Annotated in this window: 11 protein-coding genes; 5 read left to right on the forward strand and 6 right to left on the reverse strand. The window is 35.2% G+C overall.

Going from position 1 to position 12,561, the window contains the following annotated elements; translation table 11 throughout:
- The 4 genes from RM368_RS36450 to larE all read left to right on the forward strand — a co-directional run.
- On the forward strand, positions 1-1,394 hold a 1,394-nt coding region (locus tag RM368_RS36450; protein ID WP_322698570.1), incomplete at its 5' end, for an ABC transporter ATP-binding protein.
- Positions 1,391-2,830 carry a hypothetical protein gene (locus tag RM368_RS36455; RefSeq protein WP_322698571.1) on the forward strand — a complete coding sequence of 480 codons (1,440 nt, stop codon included), beginning with the start codon at positions 1,391-1,393 and terminating at the stop codon, positions 2,828-2,830. The genes RM368_RS36450 and RM368_RS36455, both read left to right, overlap by 4 nt.
- A 3-nt stretch (positions 2,831-2,833) precedes the next feature.
- Positions 2,834-3,730, forward strand: coding sequence for a CHAT domain-containing protein (locus RM368_RS36460; RefSeq protein WP_322698572.1), 897 nt, complete (start codon positions 2,834-2,836; stop codon positions 3,728-3,730).
- A gap of 155 nt (positions 3,731-3,885) precedes the next feature.
- A complete protein-coding gene (larE, locus tag RM368_RS36465) occupies positions 3,886-4,713 on the forward strand; it encodes an ATP-dependent sacrificial sulfur transferase LarE (RefSeq protein WP_322698579.1) in 828 nt (275 codons plus the stop codon).
- A 25-nt stretch (positions 4,714-4,738) separates the two neighbouring features.
- Here the strand turns inward: larE and RM368_RS36470 are convergent, their stop codons facing one another.
- Both RM368_RS36470 and RM368_RS36475 read right to left on the reverse strand, forming a co-directional pair.
- Positions 4,739-5,095: a DUF4864 domain-containing protein gene (locus RM368_RS36470; protein ID WP_322698573.1), complete on the reverse strand. Its 357-nt coding sequence runs from the start codon at positions 5,093-5,095 to the stop codon at positions 4,739-4,741.
- A gap of 66 nt (positions 5,096-5,161) precedes the next feature.
- The gene (locus RM368_RS36475; protein WP_322698574.1) at positions 5,162-6,217 is read right to left on the reverse strand and encodes an SGNH/GDSL hydrolase family protein; all 1,056 of its coding nucleotides are present in this window, start codon (positions 6,215-6,217) and stop codon (positions 5,162-5,164) included.
- A gap of 946 nt (positions 6,218-7,163) precedes the next feature.
- Between RM368_RS36475 and RM368_RS36480 the strand changes: the two genes are divergently transcribed.
- Positions 7,164-7,358: a hypothetical protein gene (locus tag RM368_RS36480; protein WP_292740248.1), complete on the forward strand. Its 195-nt coding sequence runs from the start codon at positions 7,164-7,166 to the stop codon at positions 7,356-7,358.
- 97 nt (positions 7,359-7,455) lie between these two features.
- Here the strand turns inward: RM368_RS36480 and RM368_RS36485 are convergent, their stop codons facing one another.
- From RM368_RS36485 to RM368_RS36500, 4 genes are all read right to left on the reverse strand, one after another.
- Positions 7,456-8,367 carry a site-specific DNA-methyltransferase gene (locus RM368_RS36485; RefSeq protein WP_322698575.1) on the reverse strand — a complete coding sequence of 304 codons (912 nt, stop codon included), beginning with the start codon at positions 8,365-8,367 and terminating at the stop codon, positions 7,456-7,458.
- Between the two features lie 93 nt (positions 8,368-8,460).
- A complete protein-coding gene (locus RM368_RS36490) occupies positions 8,461-9,813 on the reverse strand; it encodes a NurA domain-containing protein (RefSeq protein ID WP_322698576.1) in 1,353 nt (450 codons plus the stop codon).
- Positions 9,814-9,828: 15 nt separating this feature from the next.
- A complete protein-coding gene (locus RM368_RS36495; RefSeq protein WP_322698577.1) occupies positions 9,829-11,937 on the reverse strand; it encodes an ATP-binding protein in 2,109 nt (702 codons plus the stop codon).
- Positions 11,938-12,336: 399 nt separating this feature from the next.
- Positions 12,337-12,561 (reverse strand): hypothetical protein (locus RM368_RS36500; protein ID WP_322698578.1); only part of this gene is annotated, 225 nt, incomplete at its 5' end.

Here is a 12,561-nt window from a genome sequence, read left to right on the forward strand (position 1 = left end):
ATCAAGGGTACATTTTACCTCCATTGGTAAATTCTTTCCTAGAAATCACCTTAGTTGCCTCAAATGATCTCAATGCAGCAACGAAGCGATTAATGGATTTGGAAACAGATTTTTCTAATAGTAAAAACTATAGAGCAGAAATTATCGATATTCGGGGTGCATACAAAGATTTAAGCGATGAGGAGCGTATTTCTGGTAACACAGACAATATAGATTATAAAAAAAGAAAATTAAGAAAGCAAATTGTGGAAGTTGCTATATCCATTTGCGACAAGTATAAATTAGAAATACAAGATATACCTAAGCACGAAAATACTATTGTAGTACAATCCAAGTCTGAAAAATTACAAACTGACTTCTATAATTTACAGCCTCTAGATGAGATAAACAGGAACAAAACGCAACTCGAAATACATAAAGAGCAATTCATAGAAATCCGAAGACAGAAAAGCATTTCCAATGATTCAATTGTATTTCAAGGTGAACAAATTTATAAGACTTATAAAAGTCGCTCTGTCAAATTCCAGTTATCTAGTGTAAATCTAACTCTAAAAATAGGTGAAATAACAGCTATTGTTGGCGAAAATGGTAATGGCAAAACAACTCTTTTAAGAATAATTGCAGGAAAGTTAGCACCAAGTGCAGGAGAGTTACATTATCCAGGTTTAACTCCTAATATAAAGACTGATATGTATTCCATTAAGCAACAAATAGCTTATATACCTCAAGAATTAACAGCGTGGGATGGTTTATTGTTTGATAATTTACATTTTGCAGCAGCTGTTCGTGGCTTTACAGGCCAAGATAATAAAGATGAAGTAGAATTTATTACTTTTCGTTTAGGATTAGAGCAATATAAAAAAGCAAAATGGACTGAAATATCTGGTGGTTATAAAATGCGATTTACCCTAGCAAAGGCACTTATCAGTAAGCCTAAATTGATTATATTAGATGAACCATTAGCAAATTTGGATATCAATACTCAATTGCTTTTTTTACAAGACTTAAGAGATTTGGCTAACTCTGTCGCTGAACCAAAATCAATTATTATCAGTTCACAAAATTTATATGAAATTGAAAATGTTTCTGACAATATTATCTTTATTAAAGATGGTAAAACTCTATATAATGGGTTATTTAAAGACTTTGGTGATGATAGAAAAGAAAATTCCTATGAGATAAATTGTAACCAATCCAAAGAACAAATAGAGGATTTACTGGAGAAAGTTAGCTATAAAAGAATTGAAAAAGCTGGTAATGGCTTTATTATTCACACCCATAGAAATATCAATGCTAACGATTTGTTAAAAGTTTTTTTAGAACAAGGTATTTCATTGAAGTACTTTAGAGATATTAGCAAATCTACACGTAAACTTTTTGAAAATCAATCATGATACAAAAACTTATTGAAAGTATAAAAAAGATATTGAATAAGATTTTATTTCCTAAATGGTTGCAGAAAAGAGACCGTTATTTTTTACTTTACCGACCAAGACTATGGGTACTGAAATTACACTACGTTTTTTATTATGTAGTACTGGCAAATTTGTTGATTATTTGTTTGGTTAGTATTTATCCTCTTAAACCGTATCATATCTCTGTTTTATGGCAGATAAATAGTGGGGTGCTTTTTATTGTTGTAATACCTGCGCTTTTTTATTGGTGTTTGAAGCAATATCTTTTTAATGACATATTTGATGCTGTACAAAAATTTGGTAAAGTTTCCAAAAACTTTGGCTTATTGGAGATACTTGGGTATAGTGTTGGTGTCATTTTGATTGCTTCAGTAGTTATAATATTTAATTACTCTATAGCATTCAAGATGACGTACATTGTTGTTCCCCAGAATAAACTAAATATAGATTTATTAATATTAAATTCAATTGAAAATATAAATTCTCAAAATAATTCTAAATATAGAACAACCGATATTAACACATATTTAGAAGCTTTTAAATATAAACCAGAAAAAGAAGCCACAAAAAATATTTGTAATAAAGAATATAATAAATTATTAGCCACAAATGATAATATAAAAAATATTTTAAAAGAAAAACTTAGTTGTCAAAATGTGATTTTTTTAGATTTAAAAGAGGGGTTAGTCGATAGCATAGAAGTATTTCATAAATTAATAGATAATAAAAATAATAAATTAATAACAAGAAATATAAGCACTTTAGCTAATTTGATAGAATCAATACAAAAAAATGATCAAGAAACAACAAAAGCAATTCAATCAATAATAAATAGATACTCAGGAATGAGCTTTCCTTCGAGCTACTCTATAAGTTTTCTAATAAATTTATCCCTAGATAACGCGGATCTAATTTATGATTATTATTCAGATATGTTAACTGTTTTGTTCGCAATTTATCTTATTTGTAATTTAGTAATACTACTTATATTTTTATTTAATAACATTTATTTAACTGACTGTGTATCGGGTATATTATATATTGTAGCTATTGGATTTTCCTGCTTATATATTGCTTCTTTTTTAAGCTCTTATTCATTATTACGTAGCCTTAAACAGGAGATAATACTAAGTATTCTCTTTTTTGCATTTGCTTTGTTTATTACCTATCATGCATTAAGTAATAAAAAAGCGAATATATATTCACAATTTAAAACACTTAATCTAATAGCCCTTCCATTTACAGCAGTGATGTTTACTGTTACTATAGTAACTATTTTAAGTTACTACAATTTTATCGAAAAGGATTCTATCTCAGTAAGAAAATATTATGTGATCGCCAGCCTAGCATATATTCCGTTGATACCATACCTAAAAAAACAGTTGATTAATCAATTATTTTTACCTATAGATTAAACTATGAAGAGTAAATTAACTAACATTAGAAACCTAATCCAAAAGGGTGAGTTAAAAAATGCTATTCTGCAACTAACAGAAATTACTAATAAATACTCATCTCGTTATCATAATGAAGTAATTTTACACGCAGCTAGTTTAAACCAATTACAAGAAAGTGAACGTAAAGGTATTCTAAGTACAGAAGAGATTAGGCGAGAAAAGAATCGTATTGTATCTGTGCTTTTAGATTTAACAAATGCAATTGAACAAGATACTCTTGCTAAAGATAGTATTAACAACTTAAATAAGATTAAAAGTGATAAAATGATTAAAATCCTTTTTTTAGCAGCCAATCCTTCAGACACTACTCATCTTAGATTAGATCAAGAGAGTCGCTCAATTGATCAAGCACTGCGTCAAGCAGAATTTCGTGATAGATTTGAGGTAATTCAACATTGGGCTGTACGTGTCAGCGATTTACAGGGTCTTCTGCTACGTCATAAACCTGATATAGTACATTTCACTGGTCATGGAAGTGAAGACAGTGAAATTATTTTAGAAGATAACTCTAGTAACTACCATCCTGTTTCAGTCAGAGCATTCAGTCAATTATTTTCTATATTAAAAGATAATATTCGCTGCGTTGTTCTCAATGCCTGCTACTCTGAACCACAAGCAAAAGCTATTGCACAACACATTGACAGCGTAGTTGGGATGTCTACAGAAATTACAGATGAATCAGCAATCAGTTTTGCTACAGCATTTTATCAATCATTAGCGTACGGACGTGACCTCAAAACAGCCTTTGACTTAGGTTGTTTACAAATAGATATGGAAAATTTAGATGAGCGAGACACGCCAAAACTACTTGCTTTAAAATCTGAGCCATCGACTATTTTCTTAACAAATGGTGTTTGAGTATTAAATTATCCACCATCAAATGTCAGTTAAAAATTATACTAATATAATATACTAATACATCATCAACATTCTACAAAATCCTCAATGTAGGGAATACGTGCCTAAAATGGAATATGTTGGGTGCTATTGATTTTTTGCAGGATTGGAAAGTTATGGTGACAGTAAAGCTTGAGCAACTCAAAGCCCTATTTGCAGAAATGGAGCAAGCGTTGATTGCCTACTCTGGTGGCGTTGATAGCACTTTGATTGCCAAAATTGCTTATGATGTGTTGGGCGATCGCGCTTTGGCTGTCACGGCTGTTTCTCCTTCACTGTTACCAGAAGAATTGGAAGACGCGAAAATTCAAGCTGCAACAATTGGGATTCCTCATAAAATCGTCCAGACTCACGAGATGGAAAATCCCAATTACACTTCTAACCCGGTTAACCGCTGTTATTTTTGCAAAAGTGAGTTGCACGACACTCTCAAACCTTTAGCTTTAGAGTTGGGTTATCCTTATGTGGTGGATGGGGTGAATGCTGATGATTTGCATGATTATCGCCCAGGAATTCAGGCGGCTAAAGAAAGAGGGGCGCGATCGCCTTTAGCAGAAGTCGGTCTTACCAAGGTTGAAGTTCGCCAACTTTCGCAACAACTCGGTTTACCTTGGTGGGATAAACCCGCTCAACCTTGCCTCAGTTCCCGGTTTCCTTATGGTGAAGAGATTACTGTAGCTAAGTTGCAACGAGTTGGTAGAGGAGAAATTTTCTTAAGAAAACTAGGTTGGGAGAATTTGCGCGTGCGATCGGAAGGGGATACAGCACGTATTGAGTTACCACCAGAACAAATCAAAGAGTTTGTATTAACTAACGATTTACAAACACTAGTTACGGCATTTCAAGATTTTGGATTTATCTACGTAACCTTAGATTTAGAAGGTTATCGTAGCGGGAAGTTGAATCAGGTTTTAAATAGGGAAGCCTTGGGCGTTAAAGTATAAAATTTTAGTTCTATAAATGTAGAGTTTATTTACCTTCTAGAGCAACTAGAAAGCAACCGTTAATTCTCCAGATATTATTGGGCTGTTTTTCCATAAAATATAAAGCTCTCAACGGGACTCCATCAGGAGCAAGTAGCAGCACTGGTTGAGTTATGTTTCCCTGGATGGTTGTTATGTTTTCAAAAAATACAGAACGAGGACGGTATACTGCTGGATAGCTTCTTTTTACCATCAGCATAAAATTTTCTGGGGTTACAAATTGCGCCTGAATCGCCGGACTAGCAAAGGCAAAAGCTCCTTGGGCATCATCTTTTCTAAAAGCTGCCAATTGGTATTCAATTACAGAACGTATGTTGATGGCATCAGTATCACTAACTTCCATAAATTTAAAAATTGCGTAGGCGCAGCCCGTCGTAGACATCGCTTTAAGTGTCAGCAAAGCGATCGCTCAATTCTCACGCTGAGTGAGTGTGTATTCTATCTGCTGTAGTGCCGTTCGCCATACATCATATCCCTCTTGAGACAGGTGCAACCCATCTGTGGTCAACTCTGGGCGCAAATTGCCTTCCATATCCGTAAACCAGCTATAAATATTGAGATAATTAGCACCTTCTTGTTTAGCGATCGCAGTTAGTTGGATGTTGAGATGACGAATACGGCTATTAGAAATTTTTGCTAGACGAGTAGGCAAAATTGATTGGACAATGATTTGAGCTTTGGGGTGAGTCTGGCGTAAACGCCGGACAATCCGGCGATAATTATGCAAAATTGTTTCATCACTAGCGCCTTTTCGTAGGTCGTTAATCCCAGCCATAATGTAAATAACATCTGGTCGCGTAGCTGAAAATGCCCCCAATCTTTTTAAAACGCCACTAGAAGTATCTCCAGATATGCCTTGATTGAGCCACAATTTACCAGCAGGCAGTTTTTCTCTGGGAAACCACATGCTCAAAGAATCACCAACTAAAATACTTAGATGATTGGCACCTTGACCTTGAGCGATCGCTCTAGCTTCTAAAGCTAATAAACTTTTCCAGTCGTCATAAGTTAGTTGACGTTTCTTGATCGACTCCCACAATGATTGCAAATTATCACTATCTACGCGTGTATAAATCTGACCTGTTTTCAGAGCTGCCAATCTTTGGTAGTAAAGTTGATTTCCAGATGTCAATAAGAGGCTAGTTGCTTGGGTGCTGGGGTTGAGTGATGACTCTGTTGATACTGGTAATCCCTGACTGCTAAATTCTGGTACGCTAGAGACGTTTTTCTCACTTACTATTGGCTGCGAACTTTTTAGGGGTTGGAACGCTTGGCCGCTGAGTTCGGGTAAGGAAAGATCGACGCTGGGGATAATTTTTGTACTGACTATTGTCTGCGAACCTTGTTTTAAATCCCACAGGAATCTAGAACTTTCTGGCAGGACAATTGACAGATGTGGAAGAGCCGATGCTGGTATTGCTAATCCTGTTAACAAGCCTGCTGCCAACAGATAAGGGTCCCTCATCGCTTTCTCTCTCCTCTACTCACTGCTTTTCCTTATGACGGCATTAATTGGCTGTATTCAGGAAAATTTTACTTCGGTTAAGTTATTATTCTTATTTACGCTGTATATTTCTGTAAAGCGTGTTCATAAGATTATATTTGACAATTTACGATCTCTTTAAAGTAGGGTTTTCCCGGTGGTATACAAGTCTTATTTGTGCGAATACTTCTGCTGAAAGCACTGTTTTCATCAGCCGCTCGCTTTTTCTAACTCAGTTATCACAAATATAACTAGGTTTGCAAACTGGCGATTAGTGAGTGATTTTTGAGGATCTCAGAACAGAGGTTTTTGCTTTTGATGTTGCTAATATGTAAAATAAACATCAGATTTTAGGTTTTTAGATTTCAGTTAATTGTCGCGATTGCGTGAGAGTTGGCTAGACCGAGAACGCTACAGAAATACGTATACATTTTCGTTTTGTCATCTGAAATTAAGCGGTGTAAATGCAACAATTATTAAAGATGTGATTAGTTCAGATTACAGCTTCGATAACTAGCACAAGTGAAAGTGTGGTCATTCAAAGAAGCTTCTGACCATTGTGAGGTAATTTGCGGCAGAGTTACAAGTTATGCGCCTCGTCACAAAACGACAACAGTTGACTTCCCTGCTATATCAAAATTAGCTCTTATCTTTAATATGACGATTGAGAACTTAGTAGAAATTTTGGAAAAAATAGGCAAAATTTTAACTGTTGAGAATATTGATATCATACGATAACGTGTCCTCAATGAGCAAGTATCAGGTTTGCCATACTGAGAATTTAATAACTCACTATACGTAATTTCAAATTTCTGTTTACTCATTGAAGTATGAGTTGAAACACACTTAAATTAAGTTTAGTTCTAGAGAATAACCTCATTGAAAGTGCTAAGATTTAGGCTGAATCATTAGTGTTTCCTTTTCTTCTGTGGCTAGAGCTAGTACAGCGATTGGTGTCAGTCCCATTATTAAAGAGATTGTGCAAAAACAGGCACATTCCACACGTTTGACCCTGAAAGAAGTTATTCTGATGGGGATGTTAGCTATTGATAAACTAGATGATCGAGGTCGTCAAGAGCTAGCCGATCAGGTTCATCAAATGCAAGTGAATGGAGAAATTTAATTGAGTAGCTATGAGTTAAGAGTTATAAGCGATGCCCTGAGCCTGCCGAAGGGTTATCAATTTTAACTTCTCACTCTTGACTCTTTACTTAATTTGGTTATTGGCTAAATCGATAACGACTACCCATTACATAATTTTCATTAATTTCAAAAGATATCCATCGGCGTTGCAGAGTTTCAGCAACAAAGCCGGTTGTATTAGAACCTGCAAAAGGGTCTAATACTATATCATCTTCATCAGTTAAGAATTTGATGAAGAACTCGGCGAACCCTTGAGGAAACCGTGCTGGATGGGTTTTAATTCCTGCTTCCTGACAACGACGGAAATAAGCACTATTGGATTCAGTATTGGCAATTTCTAGTAAGTTTGGCGGAATTGCACCCTGGTTATCCTTTTGGAATTTATCTGAAATGTCATGTCCACTTGGACGGACTTTAGCCTTATAGCCATTTTTGAGTAATTGCTTCATACTTTGGCTATATGGCTTTAAAACTTTTTTGTTATCTGCTTTAGGATTTTGTGTTTTAGACAACCACCAAACTACATTTACTGAGTCTTTAACACGAATACGTCTAATTGTTACCCATTCAGCTGGAGCTGGCAGTCGCGCTGGATTGTAGTGGTAAAATTCCTGAGCGAGAAAAAAGCCGACTTCTTTACACAATCTCACCAAAAGTTCATACTGATAGATGCTACGCACGGGATAACCAGGAATATAAGCACCGCCCAAATCTAAAACAAATGAACCATTATCAACTAGTACTCTTTTAAATTCATTCGCAAAAGGTAGAAACCACTCGATGTATTTTTCAGCGCTTTCGTTACCGTATTCTTTTTTTTTGGTAAGAGCGAATGGAGGAGAGGTAAGGATGAGATTAAGGCTGCTATCTGGAATGAATTTTATGAGTTCCAAACTATCACCCAAATACAATTTCCCGTGATTTTGGATATAATATGGTTCAAATATTGTTGCTTCTGTTTTTTTTTGATTGATAAATTTTTGGTTCAAAAGTTTTAACTATTAGACAATCATCTCAGCTTTATATTTATAACTTGTTTTGAATATATAATTGAGATTTTTTATTTATGTCTTTATTAATTTTTATTTAATTGTTTGAGTGGCAAATTTTTGAAGGATGCGCTGGCTAGGATGAGCAGAGAGGCTAACAAGCTTATTAACAAGAGCTACAGGAAACAATGCTGAATCATACATATCACAGTGCAATGCCTCTACATTAGCTAATATAACTTGTAAATTTGGTAAATCGTTTTTAATAGGAGTCTTTTTTAGTTCCTTAACTGGTACTGAAACGACGTGCATTTGTCCGCTGTGAGTTTTAAAAATAACTTTATGTCCATAATTAGAAGTAGAGGCATAGGGGCGAGTAGGATCTCCTGCTCCGGGCAAAATGTACCGATAAATATATTCATCTGTCAAGATAAGTGTTTCTCCTGCTTTTAGGATTTTTTGAATTTCTTGGGCGTGATCAACAAATGCGCCATTCTTTTCTAAACCTACTAAAAGAATATTCTCTTTACTTAAAAGCCAGTTTATAAGGTCACGCATTGGTTTATACAAACCAGCAGTTTGACCAAAAAAGCCTGTTGAACCATCTTTAATAAAAAGTATTTTTCTGAGTATATCTGGCTGAGTATTGAATAATTGGCGAATGAAATGAATGATAACCATGTGTTCAATAACATTTACAACATAACCTAGTATTCCAGTTGCTCCGGTTTCCTCGTCAATAACTTCATGTAAACGAAAAATATCGGTAAGATGTATTTTACCTCCTGTTTCTGGACATAAGAAGGTGTGATCTTTATCCATATTTTTTTCCAATAAAGTTACTGGGTTGCCATCTGGACTGAGAGGGTTGGTGGCTAAGAACCAATATTTGTCTTCCTCTGTTCTTTGTCGTCCTTTGTACCGACGAAAAATAAACCAAGCCAAAGTATCAATCAAGCTTTTATTTTCGTCTAATGAATTTTTTCTAAAAAACTCAAAGATAGTTTTCAAGACGCTAGCTTTTAAAGTATTTTCATTTATGAGACGGATATTTTTAGTCGGTAATGCCAGCTTAAGTCTACTGATATTTTTGAGTTTTACCATGTCTTCTGGTGCAATAAAAGCACTAGAATCAATTTCCTTCAAATCCTCCTGTTTAAAAAACAATGCGCCAAATTGCAAGAAGTGAATACTCCGAGATGGAAAATCTTTTTCTATAACAGCTTCAGTATAACCACCATCAACAGCAATTATAGCCTCAACAGGGTTGTTAGCAGGTGGAGTAAAATTTACTGTCAAGTTTGTTAAGGGAATATCTTCTGCACGAGGTGGCTTATAAATATGTTCCATCAATGCTTGCACTTCTGAGTCATTTATGAGGTGATGATGTGATGCTTTGCTTGCTGCCTCAAAAGGACGACGATTATTTTTGCTGGAGTAACCCATATAGTTTTTTTATAATCAAGTAGTGAAAAATTCTTCGGGTGGAAAACGATCAATTTGAACAGGAATCACGAATGGATTGCTATAAGTTTTCATGCGAACAAAGCCTTTGTCCGTATCCTGACTAAAGCGAATCAACCCTTCAGTAAAATCACTAAAATCGTAATATTTGCGTAGTTCTTTTATTTCGTCTTCATTGTTAAGGTGCGAGATAAACCAATTTTGTGTTGCTTTTAAAATGTTACTACTGATTGAATTAACTTCTTGCGTTGCATAAATTAAACCAAGATTCAGTTTGGCCCCTTCCTTAGCTAAACGGTTATAAATCTGAGATAAATCTTTATCGTCTTTTTTGGGAAATAGGTTGTGTGCTTCTTCAAAGTAAAACTGAATAAAATTATTTGGAGAAGTATTAATAAATCGATTAATCGAGTCTTGAAATATTTTATATGTAATTCTTTCAGAAAATAACCTTTGAATTTTTTCGTCCCCTAGAGACAAATCTACAATGACAACCTTTCCTGCCCTTAAATATGCCAAAATATCTTCATCAAAAGGTTTTTGAACAGTAGCAGTGTGTTGGTTACGAACAGGAGTAAGAACTTTGTACCCGTTGTGAGAATAGACCTGCTTTTCATTCTTAGTTTGACCAGTTAACATTGCTAGCAGAGCTTTCAGATCATCATCCGCCCACTCTTTGAGTTCTTCATCTTCATTTTCATCAAAGTTTTTTTCTTCTCGCGAATTCTTTTTCTGACTAGTGCCTAATGTGGGGGTATACACCTTCCAGAAGTTCTCCCACCAAACTGATGCTTGTTCTAATAAAAGTTCTAATGTTCCAGTTCGTTTGTTATTATCTTGTGGCTCTGTTTCATATCCAGCAATCTGATTTACAGCAGTTCGGATTTCTTTATTTGCACTAAAGCGAACTTTAATGTTCTGTGGAGGCTGAAAACCTGCACGGTAGAGACAACAAAGATAAACTACAACTTGACGATCATACCGTTTAGCAGCAGAACTAAATCTATCAACTTCATAGTTTTCTGGGGGATTAAGCGTAACAGTCTTAAAGTTGTTGACAAACCTGGTCTTATCCTCTGCAATCAAGGGGTGAGTCTTAATAAGTTCAAATCCTGTTTGGATCTCATTATAAAAATTTACTTTTAATTGTCGAAACCCTTCCTTGGGTATAGTAGAATATCGAACGGTTTGCTCTTGATACAGATCAAATATGGCTGTTCCCTGATCTTGTAAGTTTGGGTTAGCGTACTCGCCGTTGATGTCAAAAATGATTTGACCAATTGGATACTTCGGATTATTGTCTTCTGTAAAAGGCTTTAAAACTTCATCAGATTTTTCATGAGATTGATCCAATTGAAACTGTGCGTTGTTACTCATTTCAACGCAAGCTTGAATAATCTTTTTAACTGTATTGGACTTTCCTGTTCGGGTCATACCAAATAAGGCTGTTCGCTTTCCTGCAAAATCATGAGCCTGAACATAGACAGGAACATCTATTTCAGTCTGTTGAAAGCGTCGGCTGGAACTATATCGAACTTTCCCAATTTTAATATCTCCCACTCCTCCAGGAGTACCATTTTCCCTGTAATTAACAATAGCTTTTAAGATATCTGGAGATGGCTTGATCGCAGAATAATTATGTGCGCTATAGAAATTTTCTAAATCAGCACCAAAGCGGGTTATCCCTGTTTCATCAATATAAAAAGAACCAAGCACAGAGCATTCTAAACCGCTGAAAGAGAATTCATAGCGGGTGAATGTATCTAACTGAGACCGTTGATGAGTACCTGTACGGATGTTGTCTTTGTAATATTCGACCATACTACTGATGACATCCTGATCCGTAGGCAGCTTTGTTGGCTGGATAACACGGAGTAAAATCGCTTCTACATTTGCAGGGTCATCAAGCTCATTGTCATAGTAAGCTAACAAGAAGCATCCTTGTGGAATACCTTTAGCTCTTTGCTTCCAGGCATCTGCCATCAAGATTTCTGCCTTGCTATAGCTTAATCTGAACGGACGACCGACAAAAAGACCTGTATCCCATTCTCCATCTTTTGTCCGCTTAAAGAGGTTAATTTGTGTAAGCTGTCTACTGATACTCATTAGAATCTATTATTACTATTGTCATCAATGAATCTAATTAGCTCTAAATGATCTTCTCATATAAAGTTAAGAATACTAGATTGTTGTGTTTTCTTAAATTCGGCAAATTTTCTCTTGCTAATGCTAATTTCATCTTGCTGTAATTGGTTTTTTCATAATATGGGCAACCTCACCAGAACCAGGCTGTCCAGTTAATCCTTGTAAATTATTATGTTCTATATCTTCAATAAATCCAAGCTTGTTTATCTATCTGCCACTTGGTAATTGTTTACTAGTAACATGCGTTGATACTCTGTTTGAATTAGTATATATCGCTATTCGTTGAAATTCTTTTTATAGGGCATCACTTTGACAGATTTTATCGCCTCGCGGTGTTCACAAGCTTGATAATAGACTAGGTTATCCGTCTTCAAGAGAGTATATGTCTGGTTCATATTCAATAAATTTAAACGATCCACCGATTTTATCAAGTTGTATTAGGTCACGAGTTGAAGGTTCTGATGAATCGAAAAAAAGTCTTTCTTCTAATAGCGATCGCTCATCATTAGAGAGAGATAATATAACTTGTACTATAGGAATCATATTTGATTTCTGAAAAAGACTACGAGATAATACGGAGGAAGA

This window comes from Nostoc sp. DedSLP03 (assembly GCF_034530815.1).
Taxonomy (GTDB): Bacteria; Cyanobacteriota; Cyanobacteriia; order Cyanobacteriales; family Nostocaceae; genus Nostoc.